Here is a 21965-nt window from a genome sequence, read left to right as displayed (position 1 = left end):
CCGGAGGCTTTGGCTAAAAAATCTCGTTCCACCACGAGCTGGCCGATCTTGGCGTGCAGCTTTTCAATCTCGCCCACCTTCTCGGCGGCCTTCACCTCGGCCTTTCCCGAGAAAATCCCCGACATGCCCTCGAGCGCCTGCCGCTTCCAAGAGTTGATCAGGGTCTGGTGCACGCCGTGTTTCGCCACCAGTTCGGCGACCGTCATCTCACCTCGGATGGCCTCGAGCGCCACCTTCGCCTTGAACTCGGCACCGTAGTTCTTCCGTTTGCCAGCCACGCTGTTCGTCCTTGTCATCGTTGGCGGCAAGCTTAGCCGAGCGTCCGGTTTTTGGGGACCACCTCAGTTGACGGTGGTCAGTTCCATCGTGAGCGCACGTTGCAGGTGCTTGAAGGAAACTTCGGGACCCTTCATCTCGGCTTCTCCGATTCTTGCTTTTCGCCAGAAGCGTAAGGTCGTGATGCATCGGTCGTTCCGGCCCCACTAACCCTTTCCTGGGTCAGCGCACCGCGTTCGGCGCCAAACTCTTCCGGTTCCGCTCGACCGGACAACTTCGGCGCTGCCACGATGTGCGTGCGCCCCGAGTTCAGGCGCCTCACGCCATAGCTTGTTGCGTACGTGAGCGGCAACCTCTACAATTTGTGCCAAGCGATCAGCACCTAAGCAAAGAGAACCGGGGGCGGGAGCAGGACCTCACAACACGAACGCGACCAAACGACCTCGGTCTTCAGGTTCGATGTTCTTGCTGTGTTCTCGATGCCGGTGTAGTACCGGCGCCAGCGCACACCCACAAGAAATAGGAAACAAGGCCGCAATGGATTCTGCTTCTTCGCCAATTCTCGCCGGCGACACTGCGCCGTCCCAGCCATCTGTTTCGGAATCTGGTGCCGAGCCTAAATACGCCTATTCCTCAAGTTCCGGCCACTTCGCCGGACTAATGCACGGCGACTCCGCCACCATGCTGAAAACACTGCCAAGCGACGTCTTTAACGTTGCGGTTACGTCTCCTCCCTACTTTTGGGTCCGGGATTACGGATATGAAAAGCAACTCGGTCATGAGGAATCGGTAGAGGCTTACATCGACGCGCTAATGGACGTTTTCGACGAGGTGAAGCGCACGTTGCATCCAGAAGGCGTGTTTTTCTTGAATATTGGCGACACTTACTATTCAGGAAATGGGCAACCTCACGGTAGCGACCCCAAGTGCTCATCGCGAAACTTCCTTCGAAAAAAGGTTCGACCCGTTGACGTCAGTGGGTGGGATATCCCGAAGAAAAGCATGATCGGCATACCCTGGAAGGTAGCCTTTGAGATGCAGCAACGCGGATGGACACTTAGAAGCACCATTATCTGGAACCGGTGCAATGCATTCGTCGAACCAACTGCAAGGGACAGACCTTATCGACAGTATGAGTTCGTGTTCATGTTCTCCAAGTCGCGATTTTACAGCTTTGACCGTTCAAAGTTGGTTGAAGAAGACGTCTGGAATATTCCCATCGAACGCAATCGGCGTGCCAAGCACAATGCGGCCTTCCCTTCCGAGCTTGTTCGGCGATGCGTAGAGGTGGCCAGCCCACCTAATGGGCACGTGCTCGATCCATTCGCTGGAAGCGGAACTTCCATCCTGACCTCAATGGCCAATCACCGCAATGTCGTGGGCATTGACATGAGCAATGACTACGTCGAGTACGTTCAAGGTGCTATCGAGGGTGAGGGATATATGGCGTCGTGTTGGGAGAACCTCGTAAACAGGCTCAGAAAGCCTTCGCCGCTTTGGGACGAATGGACTGGAAACAGGCGGAATTTCCGCAAGCCCGGGACAGCAAAGAAAGTGTAAGAGTTGCAGTACTTCAGTATCCTGACGATTAAGGCTTCCATTGAAGCTCTGGAAGATGTTAGCGCCAACTGGCTAATCCCCGGATTCGTTTTTGCAGCCAACAATGTTGGTACGGATGATTTCGTGGACATGGCAGAGCACCTTGGCACCGATAGGTTCCTTGACCGCTATTTCAACGGCAGCCTAATCAGCATTCCACCGTTTCCCTCCGGAAACAACTTGCTTCGTCCGCGCCTCAAGGGAGTTACTTGGAACAGAGGGCGATTCGCTGGCGACTATGTTATCCGACAAGACACAAAGATGTGGGGAAATTTGTTCTCCAGTCGCGGGTATCGGGAAATGCGGATGCAAGGATACATCGAGGGAGAAAAAACAACAGTACGACTGACCGACCAGTTTCAGAATGCGTTCGAGAATGGAATTCCGGATACATTCGCGTTTGAGGACCTATTAGTTTGGCTCTTCGCCTTTCGCGGATTCCCGACCGAAGTTCAAAACTGGAAAGATCTTTATGAATATTTCTTGCAGAACGAACTTGACCTTCAGAATTTCCCCCTCCCATACCAAGGTCGGTTCCAGCTAACGCCAGATCGGCCGTGGCCGGAGACCCAAAGTGCGCGGCCGTCCGATGAGCAGTTTTTGACCGAACTTGCACCACGCCTCGAAGCGTACCTCGCTGCGCCGCCAGAGAGACAGGCTACCGGCGACGGCACTGCAAAAACGAATCCTATAAGTTCCGATGATGCCGTGCTCTCCGTTATCCTTAATGGAATCGCAAAAGAAACAAGCCACTCATTTCTTCTTGCGGGACCGCCCGGCACAGGGAAGACTAAATACGCGCATGATATTGCGAACTTTTTGACGAATGGCGTAGAAAGCCGGGTTCTCTTTCTGCAATTTCACCCAGCGTTTGGATACGATGATTTTGTTGAGGGCTTTAGGCCTGTTGAGATTGCCGGTGGAGAAGCGAAAGGCAACGGGGTTACTTACAAGCTTGACCCGCGCCATTTCTTGAAATTTGCAGACCGAGCCAAGGACGACCCCGAAAACCATTATGTACTTGTCATTGACGAGCTTAACAGGGGCGACGTCGCGCGCATATTCGGCGAATTGCTCACTTATCTCGAACTCGACTACCGAGACAAAGAGTTCACTCTTGCGATTTCCGGAAACACAATTAAGCTGCCACGAAACCTGATCGTCTTGGCAACCGCCAATCCATTCGACCGATCTGTCACTGATCTTGACGATGCGCTACTTCGTCGCTTTATTGTAGTCACGATGGAGCCGGATAAGGCTTTCCTTCAGAAGTACCTGACGGACAAAATGGTGGAAAGCCGTGTTCTGACGCGGACGCTTCGCCTCTTCGATATCCTGAATGACGCTTTCGCAGCGGGCTTCGGTCATACCAACTTTCTCCATGTCCGCACGATTGATGATCTTGCAGACGTCTGGGAGGGGCGGGTCAAGCTCGGCCTACAGCGTGCTCTGTTTCACGACAGGCAGAAGTACGCTGGCATCAAGGATGAGGTGGATCAACTTCTGAAGGTGGATGAAGAAGCCGAAGTCGCCGGTGAAGGACAGTCCGCGGAAGGGTAGATCGGGCCAGAGTAGTCGTGTTCACCGAAAAACGCATCATCGAAGTAGAAGAGAGAGGAAGGCAATACTTCCGCCGCCGTGAACTCGTCGACCATCTTGGGCACTCACTCATCCTCCCCGAGACACGTGAGTTGAAGGCGATCGAATTCAAAGACGTCGCAGACGGATTCAATCTTGTTACCCTTGGGGTGATAGGATATTTGCCGCTCACCAGGTCGATCACGCTCAACATCGTTCCCAAGTTTCCGATTGATAACCTGTGGACGATGCTAAACGTAGGTGGTGAGACATACAGCCGCATCCTCCCCACCATCCGCCGTTACCAGAAGACCGAAAAAACTGCGCCGATTTACCTACTCGCGCGAAGCTTTTGTCACTATCTACGGGGTGCTCTCTCAGCAGGGTTCGCGCGCAGTTATTATCCGCGTACTACCGCCGGGTATTATCAGCCACGCGTCGAGTTTGGACGAACTATCAGTCAATATTTGTCTCGCGGAAATCCAGTCGAAACTGTGTCCACAGTCTATGAGTTTGGTCTCGACAGCTCCATAAATCAGATTGTAAAGGCAGGCTGTCTGCACTTTAGCAAAATAATTCCTGCAACTAAAGAGTGGGAGGATGAAAGGCGCCTCCTACAAACGGCTATCGAAACGCTACGGCGGGTAACTGCGCGCGAGCCTAATGAGGAAGAATTCTACCTCCATGAGACAGTATCTCTAAGGCTGCAGAGAAACTACGAGGGTCTTCTCCACGTCTACCAGCTCCTGCTGACGGGTGGTGGAATTGCATTTTCGTTCGAATCCAGCGGAAGCGAACTCCCTTCCTTTCTGTTCAACCTTGAGGACATATTCGAAAGGTTTGTAAGACAGACATTTGTAGACGCGCTACGAAAAGAAAAAATATCCGTTCTTGACGGCAATAAGCGTCAAGGCAAACTCTTTGAAGATTCCAAGACCTACCCCATTAAGCCAGATATTGTATTCCGCCGAGGAAAAAATGACGTAATCGGGCTTGGAGAGGTGAAATATAAGCCTAAAGTAAAGGAGGCAGATAGGTATCAAATTATCAGTCACGTGACGGCTGCCAGGGCGCCAGTAGGTATTTTGATCTCTCCTACAAATAATGGTGAGAGTCAGCGTCTTGATCGCTTAGGTAGAATAGCGACTGGCGCACAGTTCTATCACTATCGGATTGATCTTGGAGGCGATATTCGTGCCGCTCAGGATAAGATGGTCAAGGACATCCAGTCGCTATTTCCTGCTCCCGCCGAAGCCGCCGAATTTTCTTCCTGACGCTCATGGGCGGTTCCGCGCAAGGCGTCGGGCTGATCGCGTTCGAGCAGGTCATGGATCATCATGGACATCTTGGAGGAGATAGCGCTTGCCGACGCGAGGTCACCCCCGCCGACGATAGGCGCCCTCTGCTCTGCGATGCGCGTGCGGAGGGCGGCTCACACCTCTTGAGGATGTGTTGACGCAGGCTCCTCCTCCATTTCCGAGGCCGTATCCTGCCTACGCACTTCGGGAGGAGGATGATAGCTGGGGGCATCCTCGTCGATGGGGAAGGCCGAGCGCCTGTTCTGTGAGGGGCCGTACTTCACGTATCGCCGGATCTCGAGATACGCCGCCCGGACAAAGATGGCGACGAATGGCAGGAGGATAACGGCTATGAGAAGTGCTTCCGCTGTCAAACAGGCCCCTTACAGCTTGGATCGGGAGCTTCGTTGCTTAGTGCCGTCGCGGATCGGTGCCAGGAGCGGGTTGGCGCGGAGGTCGCCGTGTCAAGTCGAGCGTCATCGTCCCCGCGGTCTGCATCGCTCGGCGATCTCCAGCCGATCCCGCCGTCTGTGTAAAACTTGAACACCTGCTGGGGAACGGCCGCGACACCGGGCGGTTCACCTCGAAGCTCCCAAGGCAGGCACCAAATGAAAATCATGATCGTCGAGGATGACGCACTGCTGGCGCTGGATCTGCGCGGCATGTGCGAGGATCTGGGCCACCAGGTGCTTGGATTGGCGCGATCCGCCGACGAGGCCGATCGTGCGGCGTCCCGTCTGCGCCCAGATGTGCTGCTGACGGACATGGAACTCGCCGACAGCTCCGATGGGGTGGAGGTGGTCCATGCCCTTCGCACACGTTTCCCGAACCTCCTCGTGGCGTTCGTGACGGCGGTGAGCGATCCGGCCGCGCTGGCCCGGATCGACGCGGTCCGGCCGGACGCGATCCTCAACAAGCCGGTCACCGGGGAGCGCTTGGAGTGCGCGCTGCACCGTGCCTCCAGGTCGCCCTGAGCGACAGCGCCTTCATGACGCGGGACGCCCAATGACGACTGAAGAGTCCTACGCGCGAAGAAGAAGAAGCAAAAAATCGCCGGCCTCCCGGCCACGGTCACCTGCTGGGACCAATGGTGCCGCTCTCGCTTGCTTGACAGCTAAGCGCGCTGCCCCCAAGGCCCCGGCCGCGCTTCAGGACGATTTTCCGGCTTCCATCGCCTGGGCAGAGCCGTAACGACCAGGGACGACATCACATAACGCCCGGTTGGATGTCCCCGATGGTCGGTCCGCTTGCGTGCCGGTGCTGGTAGCCATGTCAGCGCCCACGCCAGAACGGACAAACGCCCGACCTCCTCTTGGCGCCCGCCATGCCCAGCCCGATCTGCAGACGCGGGAGCGGAAGTACTGCCCGATAATGTGCTTTATCAGATATAAACCCGAACTCGGGCCCGCGCCCGGGCTCGGACAGGAGTAAGTCCGCCCGAGACCGGCAGGATCACGGGCGGTGTCTCCTGCAGGCGCCGCAGCGAAGAAGCGCGCGCCACCTCCCAACTTGAAGCGCCTAACCCGCTATTCGTAAGGCGGCTCCCCATTGTTCATCACGCCGACCGCCGAGAGGACCTCCCAATGCCCCGCCCCCTGAGCCTCCGCACAGACCTTTCGTCTCAGCCTTTGTATTCCAATGAAACGCGGGAGAAGCTTCAGGAGTTCTGCGCCCCTGTTGCTGGGGCGGGACGTCATGATGCGTTTGCTGTCCGGCAGATCTTCGTGCGCGACGCGACGGAGGGCAACATCGCGGATTACGGTTGGCTGGGTTTAGCCTGTACCGACGTCTACACGATGTTCGGCGGCTCGGTTCCGTGCCCGGCTCCGCTCAAGCACGAAGCAAAGCTTCGTCGGCGAGTCGCTCCGCTCCTGTGTGAGCTGCAATGCGACGAGACTCTGCAGTGGATGATCCGCATACAAGGTCCCAGCTTCATCCGCCCAGATATCTCAGTCATGTATCTGGACGCGGCCCTCTTTCCCGACGCCATTATCCTCACTTGGCACGAGCAACAGAGGCGTCGAGATGGTGCGTTCGACGAGAGTCACAATGCGCGGCTCGATCACCATCCCAACTTAGACGGCATGCTTGTTCTTGCGAAACCCACGACGACCGAGGAGCAGGAGGCGGCAAAGGCCCGGGTGACCGAACTGACGCCGATCTACCGCAGTCTTCTCCGGTTGCCCCCTGGCGTCGAACCGGAATGCTTCTGCCACTGGCCCTTCCCGTGAAGGTCGGATGCGTCACCAAGGCGACACCAGGGCCTCCCGCACGCCGCAGTACAGGCGGTCCGGATGGATCGGCACCATCATCTGGCCGCTTACATGTCGGCGTGTGGCTCTCAAGCCACAGCCGGGAGAGGAGGCGGTCAGCGGCTACGCATTCTTAGCTCAGGGCGGTTCGGATGCCGCCGCGAGTTCTCTACTGATGTCGCACCACAGTTAGTCTTATTTGTCCCATGAGCCGGTGGCGATCAACCGTCGGGGTTCGGTCGGCACGACGACCTTCACCTCCACATCCTCTGAGTCAGGCAGGGACGCACCTGTGAGGATTTCGTGCATGGCGCCCGCGGATTTGAGTCCGCGCAGCGTCCCGCTGCCCGGAAGAGCTGTCTGGTCTGCTCCATAATGCGAGAACCATGGAAGACCGGCCTCAGTATACATCCGGGCAGTGGGCGGGTGCTCGGGAGCCGGTTCGCCGGTGACAGTCTTCCAGTCCTTGCCATGAACCAGGGTGACGAAGACACGATCGGCAGCGGCCGTGTCCCAGTCATCAAGCTCGAAGGGATCTGGCTCGATGGCCTGGTGCATTCGTCCTCCCGGAGCCAAGCTCATCTCCATGGACATGCAGGCCATGTCCGGGAGGATGTCGGCGCGTTCCTGAAGGGCCGCTTTCCCTCGTTCCCATGCCGCGCGCTTGGCGCTCCAGACCTCCTTCTTGAGGGGGATCACGCTGATCTGCAGACCACCCCATTCCGCTTCGCCCGTCAGTTGCTCCTCAGCGCTGTAGCATTCACCGAGGGGCATGGCGACGAACTGCCGGATGACATCCTTCTCTACGGCGTAACCATCGAGCCAAGGCTGCTCTGGGGAAACGACATAATCCTGCGGGTCGCGTGTAAGCCCTGCCCGCCACGGATCTCCTGTGATAGCGTTGATCTTTCCCGCCGCGATCTTGACGGCTACAGGAAAGTCCAATTCCAGGTCCGGGCCGATATTGCGAAAATCAATCCACATCGCCTCGGCCTGCCACATCGGAAAAATAACGCCGCCCCTGGACGCGGTGTGCGTCGGCAGCCGCGTTGAGTAATCTTCTGCATGGCGCAGCGGGAAGCGTCCGAGGCCGGGCGGCAGATGATAGGTTTCGTCGCTGTCCGGAATCCTCAGAGTGCGCTGGAAGTCGATCGCGAAGCTCGCCTCCTCTTCAATCTGGGGAAAGCGGAAGACCAGGCTATCGTGTTCAAGTGTAGGCATCTCGTTCTTCCCTTTACCAATTTCCGTCGCGGACATCGCGAACGATGCGAAGCACAGAACTGTCCGGCATTTTCTTCATCTGGCGGATAAGTTCGGCGAAGAGTTGGGGGCGGGCCAAAATGACCGCACGCAGGTCGGCGGATATCTTGCCTCCCATCGCAAGCACCACGTCCGGGTCCTCGCCGAGATCCCTTGCAAGTCGGACCAGCGTCTCCTCTCCGGGAGGAGCGACCTCGCCGCGTTCGACACGCGAGAGGTAAGCTGGCGTAATCCCGCAGCGGCCTGCCACCTGGCGGAGCGAGAAGGATGCATCCTCGAGAGCCAGGGCCTCCCGCCGCTCCCGGATATACCGGCCCACCGCCGCAGGTTCTTCGGTGCGTCCTGGATGTTTCATGTTGCATATATACGCAACACACCACCTAAGTCAACACTGTTGGATGCATACCCGTCAGAAGAAGGGATGATTGAGTAGAGCGGGGAGTTGCCTTGTGACATACCCCGCTGAGTGCTACAGGAAATCCCCATGCGCATTTGGCACAATAGCATTCTCAATATGGCCACAGCCATCGGTTTTCTTATTGTGCCCACCGCAACGGCTGCTTGGCAGGTCGAGGAGGACTGGCCGATAAACGGTGGCGGCTATTGCCGAATGATATCTCCCGTAGGAAAAAGCGAAACCGGTGACGTCATCATGATGGTCCAGATGGCGCTCGATGTCCAAGGCCTGGTTTTCTTTTTTGAGAACTTTCCGGATCCGTCCGCAAAAGCGACGGCACAGTTCTGGGTCGACGACGAACCGCGGCTCAATGCCCGGTCAAGGTGGAACTCAGATACCTTCGTCGTTCCGTTTCGTGCATTGAATTTTGTGAATGAATGGCCGATTTTTGAGCTCATGATCACTACCGGGTCGACATTCCATCTCGATTACGACGGTGACAAAAAGCGCGACGTCGCCATCAGCCTCGAAGGCGCAAGAGAGGCGCACGCCCTATGGACCCAGTGTGTCAATCGACGGGAGTGATCCGGGTGTGCTGTCGGCCAAGGCCCTGATCCTCTTATAAAGGTAGGAACAGCCGACTGCGTGGAGAGGTAAATGACTGAGCGGCGGGTTGCGGTTCTGGTCGATGGCGACAACGTCAGCCCCAGGCATTCCAGCGCGGTTCTTTCCGAAGGACACAAGCTGGAACGGACTGACGTTGCGCGAGTCTATGCTGACGAGAACCACTTGCCGGCTTGGCTGCGCATTCCGGGCTCACGGAAGGCTCTTGATCCCTTCGTCGTTGCTGAAGTTCTGGACGCCTTGTAGCGCCTGGAAGTGTCTCTCCTGATAGCCGCTTTCCATGTTCATCCTGCCACCATTCCCGCGGATCACGCTTAGCTACGAAACGAGCAAACAAGGCGATCATGAGCTGAGCCCGATCTCGGCCGCTTCATTTCCTCGGCACCAGGGATGATGAGGACAAGGAGAGCAAACGGCTGCATCGGGCTGTCACGCGGAGGCTGCGTAGCGGCGGAATGCAGAGGCTGATTCAGGACCGCCTGCTTGCTTCCGAGGCGCAGAGATACCACGCGCGGCGATCTGTTTCTCCGGCCGAGTACGAGCGGGTCCGCATAAGAGGTGAGCGGTCCCGGCGCCATGGATGCATCCCCGGTCTACTCGCGCCTGCGCTCTGCGACCCCCCCGCCAGGTCCGTTCGAGTGCAAGACTTGCCCCCCTCGTTGAGATGCTGGAAGAGGTCGCTCGCCAATACCCGAACGAGTTCCCTCGCAAGGCGAAGCCGGCACAGGAGAGCGTTGGATCGAGAGCAGAAGCGTGGCTCAAGGCAGCGGAACGGCAGCGCAAGAAGAAGAGCTAAGCTGCGCTGAAGACCCTGTAGACGCTGCGCTCCGACACACCCAGCATCTCAGCGATTTGCTTCCGTGTGCGTCCCTCCGCGCTCAAGCGGCGCATGTCGTCCGCCTTCGCCTGAGCTGTGGGTTTCCGGCCCTTGTACTTGCCCTCGGCCTTGGCCTTGGCGATGCCCTCGCGCTGCCGCTCCAGCATGATCTCTCGCTCAAACTGGGCGATGCCTCCCAGGACTGTCAGCATGAGCCGCCCGGTGGACGTGCTGGTGTCGAGGTTGAGGTCCAGCACATGCAGCGCCGCGCCCTTCGTCTCGAGGGTCTCGACCAGGTCCAGCAGGTGCGCCGTTGAGCGGGCCAGTCTGTCCAGCTTCGCCACGGTGAGGGTGTCCCCATCCCTGACGTAGTCGAGCGCCTGTGCGAGCTTCTCACGCTTCGTGTGGTCGACCGATGAGACCTGCTCCTCGAAGACCTTCTCGCAGCCTGCCGCTTGCAGTTCTCTGCGCTGCGCCTCCAGCCCGGCAGTCTGGTCGAGGGTTGAGGTTCTCGCGTACCCGATCTTCATGGCGTGTCGCTCTTCCTGCCAATAACATGTGAAACTATGTGTCATACATGCTGCCAAAAGACCAATGCTATTCTTGTGTCATACTTACGGGCAGGCTTCCGGCTCTGACACGAGACCAGGCCTCATTGGCAGGTTCTGCCGGGAGCTGGCGCGTCCTTGCCCTTCAGCTCGACGTCCCGCCTCAGCCTCGCCCCACCCCTGATCATGAAGCGATGGGGGAAGGGGTCGCGCAGACAGACGCGCGGCGGATTCTATCCGATAAGACGGGTTAATCGGATAGGAAACGGATGGAGCGGAGAGGCGGGTCGAACGGGCCGGCTCTACGAACGTCCGTCACGCGTGATGAACCGAGCCCGCTCCAGCAACTCGTCGAATGTCACGATGTCGATGGATCGGGTTTCCCGGCGGAACAGTTCGAACGTGTCTCTCATCACCTGCGCCGCCCGAAGGTCTCCCGCCGCCTCGAACTCCCGGCGAGAGCCGATCACGAGGATCGTCTTTGCGTTGCGCGTCCGCGCCTCCAGTCGACGGGTACCGTCGCGGGTGAAATGTTCGCCGCTGGAGGCAAACGCGAGCCATTCGGCCTTCTGCTCCAAGATCTGCGACACTGCGCCGGTGAACTCCGCGCTGAATGCCCACGTGCCCGCGCGGCCGCCCGCGCCGCCCCGGGTCCCTCGGAAGATCGGCGTATCGGGCCGCTTAATCTCCACGAGCACGGTGTAGTCCGTAAAGCTCATCAGGAAGTCGACCACCGGCTTGCCGCGGTTGTCGGTGCCGCCTCCGGAAACGGTCGCCTCCCGGTCGAAGGGGCGCATGATCCGGTAGTCGAGCCCGTAGCCGAACACCCAGGGCTCCCGGTCGAAGAAATCCTGCCACTCCCGCTCGGACCAGGCGCCATCCTCTACCCGCTGCTCGAAAGCCTCCAGCGCCTGCCTGCGCCCCAGCAGGATGTTAACCTCCTCCGACGAGAGCGAGCCGTGCAGCGCCCTGAGGAGCCCCTCGCGGTCGTCGCTGTTCATGGCCCGGAGCCGCTCCACGATCCCGCGATCGGCGGCATCGACGATGGTCTTGCGCCCAGCACCGGTCGAGATGTCCTCAATGTCGAACCGGTCCTCGTTGGCGAGGTCGATGAACGCGATCCGGTCGAGGAAGGTCAGCAGGCGCCGGAACTCGTCGCCGCGAAAGGTGAAGGCGTTCTCTTCATAGCCCTGATACCAATCTCCCTTGCGGGTCTGGAAGGTCTGCAAGGTGAGGCGACGCACCGCCTTGTCGTCCTGGGTGACCAGTGCCGTCACCTGGGTCCTGCGCTTCTCGCCCGATACGCGCAGGCACAGCGCCCCCTCCACCTCGCCCAGATGAAGGACGTCGGAGCCGTCCATCACCATGCGCACCTTGCGCAACCGTTCAGTGGTATGGGCACCGTAGGTGAAGACCCTGGAGATATAGGTCTTGGCTGCCCGGCGAAGGCGGAAGAAGTCGTGATCGTCGCTCATTCCAAGATCGTCGGGAAGATTTCTGCGGCTGACAAGCATCGTCCCCGCCACGAGCAGCTCATGCTATGGACATCCGCGTCCACGGGATTGGAATCTCTAATCGGGTCCTTCGGCGATGCGTCCTTCTCCGGAGAGTCGTCCTTCTTTGGTGGACGCAAGGGTCCACATCTCCCAAGGACTTCCACGTCCATGCCAGTGGCCGCATATGACCATAGGACAAGAGGCCCAAGTCCCTTACATTAAGGGTAAATCTGCCTCATCTTCACCTCAGCCACAACACGTAGGAGGAAGCGATGACGGAAGACGCGAAGAAGGTGGTCCCTATCGGGGACCGGAGGAAGAAGGAGGCGGAAGACGAGCGGACGCTCTCCAGGAAGTGGGGCAAGGGCACCGTTGCTCTCGGCTATACCGTGGTCCCTTCCGCCTTGCTGCGAGGCCAGGCCCGTCTCGGCATCGGCCCGAACGAACTCGCGGTGCTCCTCCACCTGATGGATCACTGGTGGAAGCCGGAGGAGATGCCGTGGCCCTCGAAGAAGACGATCGCGGAGCGCCTCGGCGTCAGCACGAAGACCGTGCAACGGGCCATCGTAACCCTCGAAGAGGCGCAGCTCCTGCGGCGGAACGAGCGGTATCACAAGACCGGCGGCCGGACCTCGAACGAATACGATATGCGGCCGCTCGTAGAACGGCTGAAACCGATCGTAGCCGATATGGAGAAGGCCGAGCAGGACGCAAAGGCGACCAAGCGGGCCGCGGAGCGGCCGGGGCTGCGGAAACGCCAGGCGTCGTGATCGGGAGGTGAACATGGACAATGAAACTGCCCACCGTCGCATTATGCTGGCCATCGCGATCCTCGGGCTCGCGATCAGCGCAGCCCAGCTCTGGCTCTGACCCAATGACGGCCTTCTCGACCTTCACCCTCGAGGCGCTCGTCCAGGTGATCTCCGGCGGACGCGGGCTCGGCGACCCGAGCCGCCGATCGGCCTCTACCATCGTCGGTGCCTGAGGCGCGTGAGGCGATCAACAAGAGACCGGCTACCCTTGTGCGGCAGAACTGAGTCTCTGCTCCTGCAGATCAGCACTGCCCAAAAAAGTTGAGGCTCTGCGGACTGGGCCTCCGGCAGCGAAACCGGCTATCTGCATGCAAATGAGGTGCCGCCTATTCCATGAAGCCGAACGCGGCTGACACTTTCGCGGCCGTTCTCGAAACGATGCGCGCGAGCGTGCTTTCCGGGCTGGCGTCTACACGGTTGCTGCGCCCGAAAACCGTCAGCGCCATGCTCAGCTTTCCCGTGACGTCGAAGACCGGGGCGCTGACTGCGCCGAAACCGTCGCCTCCGCCGTCATTCATGCAAGACAGGCCATGCTCTCGGGTTTGGCTGATCATCTCGGCAAGTTCGGAGCGTGACCGGGGGGCGTTGGGTCGACCCGCGATGCGGTTCTGTTCCAGCTCGCGCTCGATCACCGCATCCGTGCGCGCAGCGTCTTCGAAGCTCACGAACAGCACTCCCGTGGCGGAGAAAGTCAGCGGGCAATGGTGCGTCGGAGCGATCGAGGTGGCGTACTCGTGACGTGCTTCGATCACTCGGATCATGGTGGGGCCCTTTTCAGTCCACACCGCGAGTGCCGCCGTCTCGCCCACCAGTTCCACCAGTTCCCGTAGCATTTCCTCAGCCAACTTCAGCGGTTCGAATCGAGCGAACCCCTTCAGGCCAAGCTGGAACGACACCGGCCCGAGATCGTATCCCGAGCCGTGGTCTGCCTTTAGAACGTACCCGGTGCGTATCAGGCTCACGAGATACCGGTGCACCTTCGCCGACGGCATGCCAACCTCGGCCGCGATCGACGCAAGCTTCATCGGGCCATCCGCCTGAATCAGCACCTGAAGTATCTTCCCAGCCACCTCAACTGACTGCACGCCTGCTTGCTGGGAAGTGCGTGTCTTCACGCCTGCTGTCGCCGCGTTTCCGTCCATTTCTACCTCGACTGCCTTCGCAGCGTCACGCGTGCTGCATCTCGATGGTTGACACAACTTCATTGCGTAGGCAACGTTACGCAATAGGAAGTTAATTACGTAATACGTAAATCACCTTCCGAAAGATGCGTTGTCGGCCTCTCTGGGCGGACCGGCGCTTCGTCGAAGGGAGAGAGAGAGAGATCATGACGATGACAGTACCTCGCGTGCTCGACGGCGACGTGGCCGTCGTCACCGGCGCGGCGCAGGGCAATGGCGCTGCCATAGCCAGCGGGCTCGCTGCCGCTGGAGCCACGGTCCTCCTCTGCGACGTCAACGAGGCGGGGGCGAAGACGCAGGCGGACCGGATCGTGAAGGACGGCGGGCGGGCGCAGGGCTACGTGCTCGATGTTTCCGACCGGGCGGCGTGCCACACCTTCGCGGAGGTCGCCGAGGCCGATTTCGGCAAGGTTTCGATCCTGGTCAACAACGCGGGCATCACCCGCCGTACCGCCCCTGAGGACCCCGCATTCCTCGACGATCTCGACGCGCAGGTGGCGATCAACGTCAACGGGTCGGCGAACATGATCGTGGCTTTGCTTGACCAGCTCAAGGAGCGCGCCGGCCGCGTCGTCAATGTCGGCTCGATCGCCTCGTTCGTCGCCTATCGAAACTCGGCCAGCTACGCAGCCTCCAAGGGCGCGGTGCTTCAGATGACCAAGGCCTTTGCGTGCGACCTTGCCGCCGAAGGCGTCCGAGTGAACGGTGTCGCTCCCGGAGTGATCGCCACCCCGATGACGGAGGGCACCCGAGCCAACGCAGACGCCATGTCGCGTTTCATGTCCCATACGCCGATGGGGCGCGTGGGAGCGCCGGACGAACTTGTGGGGCCGGTGATTTTCCTGGCCTCGCCCATGTCCAGCTACGTCACCGGCGTCATGCTGCCGGTCGACGGCGGCTACCTCACCAACTGACAAACATCACCAGCGAAGACGGAAAAGCAACCATGAGCATGGCAGGCACGGCCGAAGAGGCGCCGCAAACCATCGAGTGCGACCTGCTGGTCGCCGGCTCCGGCGCGGCCGGCATGAGCGCGGCCATCGTCGCGGCCGAGAACGGCCTGAAAGTCATTGTCGCCGAAAAGGAGCCGGTCTTCGGCGGCACAACGGCGCTCTCGGGTGGATACCTGTGGGTGCCGAACAATCCCGTCAGCAAAGCCGCAGGCGTCGAAGACAGCAAGGAATCCGCGCTCGCCTACATCCGGCACGAAGCGGGTAACCACTTCGATGCCGAACGCGCCGAGGCGTTCGTCACCGCGGGTCCCGCAATGATCGATTTCATGCAGGAACGGACGCACGTGCGTTTCGAGGCCTCGCCGGCCTTCTCCGATTATCACCCGGATGCACCTGGGGGCCTGCCGGGCGGGCGGTCGATCCTGACGAAGCCGGTTAAAGCGTCACTGCTGGGTCCGGATGTCGAGAAGCTGCGCCCTCCGCGCCCCGAGTTGACCCTGTTCGGCCTGGCGATCGGGTCCGGAAAGGAGCTATGGCACTTCTACCGCGCATTCCAGTCGCCGGCCTCGTTCTACTACGTCTCTCGGCGGCTGACGAAGTTCGGAATTGACCGCCTGACCACGGGGCGCTCGCAACTCCTGACAAACGGGAACGCCTTGGCGGCTCGACTCTACCGCTCGGCGCGCGACCGGAACGTAGACATCAAGTTGGAAAGCCCCATCAAGAAGCTCCTTCGCGGTCCGGACGGCGCGGTGACCGGCGCAATCCTCCTGACACCGCAGGGAATGCGACGCGTCGAGGCCCGCAGGGGCGTCGTGCTGGCCTGTGGTGGCTTCCCCCAAGACGTCACCCGGCGGCGCACCCTCTACAAACATGCGGCTGCGGAGGGTGAGCATGTTTCGGCCGCGAGTCCGGGGAATACCGGTGACGGGCTGTCTCTCGCCGAAAGCATCGGAGCCGCAACGCAGATGGATTATCCCAACGCGGGAGCTTACGCACCCACCAGCCTGGTGCCCCGCCCGGACGGGACGAAAGGACCATTCCCGCACTTCATCGACCGCGGCAAGCCCGGCGTGATCGCCGTGACAAGGACAGGGCGCCGCTTCGTCAACGAGGCGAACAGCTACCATGACTTCGTTCAGGGTATGGAGGCCGCGACGCCGGAGGGTCAGCCGGCCGAAGCCTTCCTGATCTGCGACCACAAGACGATCCGGAAATATGGGCTGGGGCATGTGAAGCCTGCTCCCATGCCGCTGGGGCCGTCAATCAAATCCGGTTACCTTCTCACCGGCAGGACGTTGGCGGAGCTTGCGAGAACCGTCGGCATCGACGCCGAGGCGTTCTCGGAGACCGTCTCCCGGTTCAACAGGGACGTCCCCACCGGCACCGACAGTGAGTTCGGCCGAGGCAGCACCGCCTATAACAGGTTCCACGGCGATCCCAGCGTCAAACCGAACCCGTGTCTGGCCCCGATTTCCGAGGGTCCGTTCTACGCCGTGCGGGTCATCCCGGGCAGCATCGGGACCTTTAGCGGCATCAGGACCGACCGCCATGCGCGTGTTCTGGCTGAAGGAGACAAGGTCATCGAAGGTCTCTACGCCGTCGGCAACGACATGGCGAGCGTTCTGGGAGGGAACTATTCGGGCGGCGGCATCACGCTCGGGCCGGGAATGACCTTCGGCTATATCGCCGGGCTGCACGCAGCCGGCGCACAGGCACCAGCCCCCTGACAGACAGCGGGCTCGACATCATGTCTACGGCCCTGGCGGGTCACCAGCAGGAGGAGGAACGGACATAATGAAGGCATCACTCATCAAGGCAGCAGGGCTCGCTGTAACGCTCGGCTTCACGGTATCTGCGGCTCATGCAGAAGAGCCGATCGAGGTGAAGCTCTCGTACAACCAGCCTGCCAGTTCGGCCGCCTGGCAGGAGGTCATGCAACCCTACGCTGACCGGCTGGAGGAGCTCAGCGAGGGCCGGCTCGAGGTGGTCACTTATCCAGGCGAGGTGCTGCATCCCGTAGCCGACGGCTTCCGCGCCGCCGCAACCGGCATCACCGATGTCACCTCGGCTTGGCCGGTCTACCAGGCCAGCAGCTTCAAGCTATTCCACGGAGTCCAACTTCCCCGCGCCCTACCGGACAATGACTTGGCCGCCGTGCGCGTCATGGACGAGGTGTATGCCAAGTACTTGCGCGACGAATACGAGCGTCTCCGCGTGAAGCTCGCCTTCAACGCGGTCACTCCCGGCTACGACATCATGACCACGACTCCGGTCAACTCGCTCGAGGATCTTGAGGGTCTGCGGATCCGGGCTTCGGGCAGCACGATCAGCGACATCGTGGAGCGGCTCGGAGCGACGCCGGTGACCATGTCGATCACCGACGCGTATACGGCATTCCAGCAAGGGGTGGTCGACGGGATAATCCTGGCGACAGCCGACATGGTGGCCTACCGCATGCACGAGGTCGGGAAATACAACTATCGCCTCGGGGTCGCGCGCGTCGCCATTCCGCATGCCATCAACGCGCAGTTCTACGACTCCCTGCCGGAAGACCTGCAGAACGTCTTTGCTGAAGCCGGTGAGCAAGCGGGGTATGACTATTCCCGGATGTACATGCGTCTGACCGAGCGTGCGCTGGAGGAAATGGAAAAAGAAGGCGTCACGGTCGTCGAAGCGAGCGACGAGGACGTCGCCCGGGTCAACGAACTGCTCGAGCCCATGTGGAGCGAGTTCGTAGAGAACAACGGAGGAGAAGGCTCCGCAGCGGCAGAACTCGTCAAAGATCTGCGCGCGGGTTTCGAACGCTACGACGATATGTCGGAAGAGGAGCTGACCACCCTTCAGGACACCCAGCCCGTGGAAGACCTGCGCTAAGCGCTTAACTCACCGCCGGCTCTGGACAATCGGAGCCGGCGCCCCTCGGTGAGAGGATTCGCCGACATGAGCATCTGCAATCGACTATCTCAGATCCTGTTCGCGATAGGCGCATACCTGTGCCTCCCCGCGATCCTTGTTCTCCTGAGCGCCGATGTCGTTCTGAGGTACTTCTTTTCTGCGCCCATCCGCTGGGCCCAGGAAGCCGCCACCGTGACGCTGTTCCTGTCGCTGGTCTTCGCCCTGCCGCAGTCCTGGCTGAAGGACGCGCATATTCGCGCTGATTTTCTCGCGCCCCTGATGGGACGTGCGTTCGGGGAGGCGCTGGCGCGGCTGGTCTGGCTTCTGGTCCTCGCGCTCTCGGCCACGATCGCCGTTCAATGCTACAAGGACATCCAACTCATGGTGCTGTTCAACGAACGAAGCTCGGAACTCGCGCTCCCCCTGAGCTGGTTTCGCGGCGCCCTGGGAGGCACGGCAGTTCTTTGCGGGCTCCTCAGTTTGGCGAAGCTGGTCCAGTTGCGCCCCGTCGCCCGACCCATTCATGGAGACTCCCTGTGATTTCCATCGGAGGCATCGCGTTCATCCTGCTGATCGGGATGATCATCGCCGGCATCCCGATCGGTCTCAGTCTCCTGGCCGTCGGGATCGGCGGGCTGGCATTGGTAGGATCGCTCGAGACGGCGATGACCCAGACGACCCTGGCGCTTTGGTCAGAGGGAACGAAGTTCGTTCTGATTGCCATCCCGTTCTACATCCTCATGGGCAACCTGATCTATCACACCGGGATCGCGCGGAACTTGTTTCGTGCCGCCTCCTACTGGTTGGGCTGGTTGCCGGGCGGCATGGCGATCGCCGCGATCTTCGCCTGCGCAGGCTTCGGCGCCGTCAGCGGGTCGAGTACGGCGACGTCGCGCACCATGGGTGCCATTATCATTCCCGAGCTGCGTCGCTACGGCTATGCGATGCCACTGGCAACCGGCGTGTTGTCGTCCTCCGGGACGCTGGGCATTCTCATCCCGCCCAGCATCATCATGATTTTCTACGGTCTGATGACGGAGACGTCGATCGGCGACCTGTTCCTCGCCGGCGTCGTGCCGGGACTGATCATCTCGATATTGTTCGCTTTGATCGTGATCGTCATGGCCAAGCTGATCTCCGGCTCCGGAGGGCTCGGAGACGTGGATCAGCCTACTTGGCCGGAGCGCTTCTCGTCCCTGCTCCACGTGCTCCCGGTGCTGGCCCTGTTCACGTTCCTTCTGAGCGGACTCTACATGGGGATCTTCACTCCGACCGAGGGGGCCGTGATCGGCGTCGCGGCTGTCCTGGTGGTTGGCCTCGCCAGCGGTCGGCTCAGCATCGCCGCGGTTCGCGCCTCCCTTTCCGACGCTGCGCTGCTGTCTACCATGCTGTTCCTGATCATCGTCGGGGGCACGCTGTTCACGCGTTTCCTCGTCCAGACGGGGTTCATTGGTGGGCTGACCGACTGGCTCCTCTCGATGGAGCTCGGCTACTTTCAGTTCGTCATCGCGGTGACGCTTCTGTACCTCGTTCTCGGCTGTGTGCTCGATCTGTTCGGCATGCTGATCCTGACCGTTCCGATCCTGTTTCCGGCGGCGGTTGCCCTGGGCATCGACCCTGTGTGGTTCGGTATCTACATCATCATCGTGGCCGAGATCGGGCTGGTGACGCCACCGATCGGCGTCAATGTCTACATCATCAAGACGGTCGCACAGGATGTGCCCTTGGGGAAAATCTTCCTCGGATGCCTGCCGTTTGTGACCGGCATGCTCGGCTTTGTTGCACTGCTCGCCGTCTTTCCCGAGATCGCGTTGTTCATCGTCAGGTGATACCGGTTACGCGATCGGCGACACACGCCGTTGCGTAACCCCGCTTCCTCGGCACACTTGTTTTCTGGGCCGATTGAATACCGATAATGGCGACCTGGTTATCGGATACGAAAAGCGCGGACCCAGAGGACAGGGGAGGGGCATCATGGTGGCGCTGCGAGAGCGCATGCGGGAGCGCTACGCGGACTGGCGGGACGACCTGCCGGAGGAACCCGTAGGGCCGGACGGACAGCCGGTGCCGGGTTGGCGGACCTTCTTCGCCGGGTGTCCTGACCCTGACTGGGCCGCAATCCCGGACGCTCTCGAGATCGAAGATAACGCGCAGGCCTGGCCCGGACGCCGGAACGAGCCGCTCCCGGGAGCGCCGGCCGGCGCCCACATCTGCCGCGCCTTCGACCGGATCGCACCCCAAGCCGTCCGGGTCGTGGTGCTCGGCCAGGACCCCTATCCGCGGCGGGGCCGTGCCACGGGTCGCGCCTTCGAGGACGGGACTTGGGACAGCAACAGACCGGACAGGGTTGCCGACAGCCTGCAATCCATCTTCCAGTCGGCTGTCCTGAGTGTGCGCGACGATCTCGATATCCAGCGGCAGCAGGCGGATTGGGATGGCATCATTGCTGCCGTCGAAATCGACCAGATCGCGCTGCCACCTGATCTCGGCGCTTACTTCGACGGGCTGGCCGACGGTGTTCGTCAATGGAGTTGTCGCCCGTACTTATTTCAGGCTGCTCGTTCGGCGGGGCCGGTCATGGAGCCGCCGCCGCCAGCTTTGTTGGAGAGCGCGTCGGCGGCTCCATGACCTCCGCTTCGGACCTCCAGCCGTTCCGGGTTGAGCCAGACGGAGCCAATGGGGTTCCAGTTTCGCGTCTTGCCTGACCATCGTTCGGGGCGGGCAGCGCGGGCGCATTGATAAACCTGGTGGCGCGCAGCGAGGAGCGACTGGTCGTCGCCGCGGTGGCGCTGGTCGGGCGTCACGAAGCGGAGCGCGCTGTGGCGGTGCTCGAGGTTGTACCAGCGCACGAAGCCCTGAACCCAGAGCCGAGCCTCGTCAACTTTCGCGAAGCCTCGGGTCGGCCAGCCTGGCATGTACTTGCAGGTCCGGAAGAGCGCTTCCGAGAAGGGGTTGTCGTTCGACACGCGTGGGCGGCTGAACGACGCGATCACGCCGAGCCGCTCCATCGTGGTCTTCATGGTCGCGCCTTTCATCGGACTGCCGTTGTCCGCGTGCAGAACCAGGGGGCTCGTGAGGCACTTCTCGCCCCAAACCGCGCGTTCGAGCACCCGGGCGGCGAGGTCTGCCGTCTCGCGCTCGTAGACCTCCCAGCCGACGATCTTGCGGCTCCAGATGTCGACGATGAGATAGAGGTAGAAGAACGCTCCCGCGATCGGCCCGGGCAGCCAGGTGATGTCCCATGACCAGACTTCGCACGGCGCCTTTGCTTCGAAGCTGGTAGGCGGCTTGCGCCGGCTTGCCGGCCGGGCGCGTCCGCGCCGGTGGTTCTGGCCGCGCTCCCGCAAGACCCTGTAGAAGCTGGATTCCGACGCGATCCAGGTGCCGCGGTCGGCCAGCCGGGGAACGATCTGGCTGGGCGGCGAACTGGCGAACTCCGGCGTGGAGCAGGTCGCGACGATGAGGTCGCGCTCCTCCTCGCTCAGCCGGTTGGCAGGCGCGGGGCGTACAGCCAAAGGGCGGCGGTCCTCGCGGATCCCGCCCTCGCCATCCCTCCAGCGTTGCAGTGTGCGGGCACTGAGACCGAGTTCGGCGCAGGCGGCGGACTGGCGGGCGCCTGCCGCCACGGCCTCGTCGATGAGGACAACGATGTCTCGGCGATCCGAAGCAGACGTCATTCGTCCTCGTCCTCGCGGCCCCAGATCGCCTCGGCCTTTTTTCTGAGGATCATCAGCGCCGCCGCCTCCGCGAGCGCCTTCTCCTTGCGCGCCAGTTCCCGTTCCAGCGCCTTGATCCGCTTCTTGTCGTCCTTCGTCTCACGCGCGGCCCGCGTCGCCGCCGCACGCTCCCAGTCGTTCGCCCGCTCGCAAGCCTCGCGCCAGACCCGGAGCTGCTCCGGATAGAGGCCCCGGCGGCGGCAGTATTCGCCAAGCTCGGTCTCGTTCATCGCGGCCGTCTCGATCACTGCCGCGAGCTT

Annotated in this window: 21 protein-coding genes and 1 pseudogene; 14 read left to right on the top strand and 8 right to left on the bottom strand. The window is 60.9% G+C overall.

The genetic code is table 11. From position 1 onward, the window contains the following. Positions 1 to 278, bottom strand: a 278-nt coding sequence (locus BM162_RS20830; protein WP_143096264.1) for a transposase, incomplete at its 3' end; no start/stop codon positions are given. 535 nt (positions 279 to 813) lie between these two features. Here BM162_RS20830 and BM162_RS20825 point away from each other — a divergent pair. From BM162_RS20825 to BM162_RS20805, 5 genes are all read left to right on the top strand, one after another. Then, positions 814 to 1836, top strand: a complete 1023-nt coding sequence (locus tag BM162_RS20825) for a DNA-methyltransferase (protein WP_177215312.1) — start codon at positions 814 to 816, stop codon at positions 1834 to 1836. Between the two features lie 3 nt (positions 1837 to 1839). Then, a complete protein-coding gene (locus BM162_RS20820) occupies positions 1840 to 3435 on the top strand; it encodes an McrB family protein (protein WP_093425643.1) in 1596 nt (531 codons plus the stop codon). A gap of 17 nt (positions 3436 to 3452) precedes the next feature. Beyond that, complete coding sequence (locus BM162_RS20815) at positions 3453 to 4727, top strand: McrC family protein (protein ID WP_093425642.1); 1275 nt, start codon at positions 3453 to 3455, stop codon at positions 4725 to 4727. A 632-nt stretch (positions 4728 to 5359) separates the two neighbouring features. Then, the gene (locus BM162_RS20810) at positions 5360 to 5725 is read left to right on the top strand and encodes a response regulator (protein ID WP_093425640.1); all 366 of its coding nucleotides are present in this window, start codon (positions 5360 to 5362) and stop codon (positions 5723 to 5725) included. Between the two features lie 609 nt (positions 5726 to 6334). Further along, on the top strand, positions 6335 to 6982 hold the full coding sequence (locus BM162_RS20805; RefSeq protein WP_093425639.1) for a hypothetical protein: 648 nt from the start codon (positions 6335 to 6337) through the stop codon (positions 6980 to 6982). Positions 6983 to 7198: 216 nt separating this feature from the next. Here the strand turns inward: BM162_RS20805 and BM162_RS20800 are convergent, their stop codons facing one another. Then, positions 7199 to 8224, bottom strand: coding sequence for a hypothetical protein (locus BM162_RS20800; RefSeq protein WP_093425637.1), 1026 nt, complete (start codon positions 8222 to 8224; stop codon positions 7199 to 7201). Positions 8225 to 8237: 13 nt separating this feature from the next. Continuing rightward, positions 8238 to 8582 (bottom strand): helix-turn-helix domain-containing protein, encoded by a 345-nt coding sequence (locus BM162_RS20795; RefSeq protein WP_218153156.1) that lies wholly within the window; start codon positions 8580 to 8582, stop codon positions 8238 to 8240. 165 nt (positions 8583 to 8747) lie between these two features. Here BM162_RS20795 and BM162_RS20790 point away from each other — a divergent pair, with 165 nt between their 5' ends. Both BM162_RS20790 and BM162_RS22595 read left to right on the top strand, forming a co-directional pair. Beyond that, on the top strand, positions 8748 to 9245 hold the full coding sequence (locus tag BM162_RS20790) for a hypothetical protein (protein WP_093425634.1): 498 nt from the start codon (positions 8748 to 8750) through the stop codon (positions 9243 to 9245). A gap of 72 nt (positions 9246 to 9317) precedes the next feature. Beyond that, positions 9318 to 9530, top strand: coding sequence for a PIN domain-containing protein (locus BM162_RS22595; RefSeq protein WP_143096263.1), 213 nt, complete (start codon positions 9318 to 9320; stop codon positions 9528 to 9530). A 546-nt stretch (positions 9531 to 10076) separates the two neighbouring features. Here the strand turns inward: BM162_RS22595 and BM162_RS20785 are convergent. Both BM162_RS20785 and BM162_RS20780 read right to left on the bottom strand, forming a co-directional pair. Next, on the bottom strand, positions 10077 to 10631 hold the full coding sequence (locus BM162_RS20785) for a recombinase family protein (RefSeq protein ID WP_093425633.1): 555 nt from the start codon (positions 10629 to 10631) through the stop codon (positions 10077 to 10079). 320 nt (positions 10632 to 10951) lie between these two features. Further along, positions 10952 to 12163, bottom strand: a complete 1212-nt coding sequence (locus tag BM162_RS20780) for a Shedu immune nuclease family protein (RefSeq protein WP_218153155.1) — start codon at positions 12161 to 12163, stop codon at positions 10952 to 10954. Between the two features lie 254 nt (positions 12164 to 12417). Between BM162_RS20780 and BM162_RS20775 the strand changes: the two genes are divergently transcribed. Continuing rightward, entirely contained in the window at positions 12418 to 12915 is a 498-nt protein-coding gene (locus tag BM162_RS20775; protein ID WP_093425630.1) for a helix-turn-helix domain-containing protein, read from the top strand. 368 nt (positions 12916 to 13283) lie between these two features. Here BM162_RS20775 and BM162_RS20770 read toward each other — a convergent pair whose 3' ends face one another. Beyond that, entirely contained in the window at positions 13284 to 14099 is an 816-nt protein-coding gene (locus BM162_RS20770) for an IclR family transcriptional regulator (protein ID WP_218153154.1), read from the bottom strand. Between the two features lie 185 nt (positions 14100 to 14284). Here BM162_RS20770 and BM162_RS20765 point away from each other — a divergent pair, with 185 nt between their 5' ends. The 6 genes from BM162_RS20765 to BM162_RS20740 all read left to right on the top strand — a co-directional run bounded on the left by BM162_RS20765 (position 14285) and on the right by BM162_RS20740 (position 20617). Beyond that, entirely contained in the window at positions 14285 to 15052 is a 768-nt protein-coding gene (locus BM162_RS20765) for an SDR family NAD(P)-dependent oxidoreductase (RefSeq protein ID WP_245759364.1), read from the top strand. A gap of 32 nt (positions 15053 to 15084) precedes the next feature. Beyond that, positions 15085 to 16821 (top strand): FAD-dependent oxidoreductase, encoded by a 1737-nt coding sequence (locus BM162_RS20760; protein ID WP_245759363.1) that lies wholly within the window; start codon positions 15085 to 15087, stop codon positions 16819 to 16821. Positions 16822 to 16888: 67 nt separating this feature from the next. After that, the gene (locus BM162_RS20755) at positions 16889 to 17968 is read left to right on the top strand and encodes a TRAP transporter substrate-binding protein (protein ID WP_093425627.1); all 1080 of its coding nucleotides are present in this window, start codon (positions 16889 to 16891) and stop codon (positions 17966 to 17968) included. Between the two features lie 48 nt (positions 17969 to 18016). Next, positions 18017 to 18529, top strand: coding sequence for a TRAP transporter small permease (locus BM162_RS20750; protein WP_143096262.1), 513 nt, complete (start codon positions 18017 to 18019; stop codon positions 18527 to 18529). Next, positions 18526 to 19818 carry a TRAP transporter large permease gene (locus BM162_RS20745; RefSeq protein ID WP_093425623.1) on the top strand — a complete coding sequence of 431 codons (1293 nt, stop codon included), beginning with the start codon at positions 18526 to 18528 and terminating at the stop codon, positions 19816 to 19818. Before BM162_RS20750 ends, BM162_RS20745 begins: the two co-directional genes overlap by 4 nt. A gap of 145 nt (positions 19819 to 19963) precedes the next feature. Beyond that, the gene (locus BM162_RS20740) at positions 19964 to 20617 is read left to right on the top strand and encodes a uracil-DNA glycosylase family protein (RefSeq protein ID WP_093425622.1); all 654 of its coding nucleotides are present in this window, start codon (positions 19964 to 19966) and stop codon (positions 20615 to 20617) included. Here BM162_RS20740 and BM162_RS20735 read toward each other — a convergent pair. Together BM162_RS20735 and BM162_RS20730 are read right to left on the bottom strand one after the other, a co-directional pair. Then, on the bottom strand, positions 20539 to 21666 hold the full coding sequence (locus BM162_RS20735) for an IS3 family transposase (RefSeq protein WP_093425127.1): 1128 nt from the start codon (positions 21664 to 21666) through the stop codon (positions 20539 to 20541). The two genes, BM162_RS20740 and BM162_RS20735, sit on opposite strands and share 79 nt — an antisense overlap. After that, positions 21663 to 21965, bottom strand: a pseudogene (locus BM162_RS20730) (IS3 family transposase); the annotation flags it as partial. The gene BM162_RS20735 and the pseudogene BM162_RS20730, both read right to left, overlap by 4 nt.

The sequence above is a fragment of the Tranquillimonas alkanivorans genome, from assembly GCF_900115595.1.
GTDB classification, from domain to species: domain Bacteria; phylum Pseudomonadota; class Alphaproteobacteria; order Rhodobacterales; family Rhodobacteraceae; genus Tranquillimonas; species Tranquillimonas alkanivorans.
Note: the sequence above shows the minus strand (reverse complement) of the source record. Positions and strands in the feature narration are given on the sequence as shown.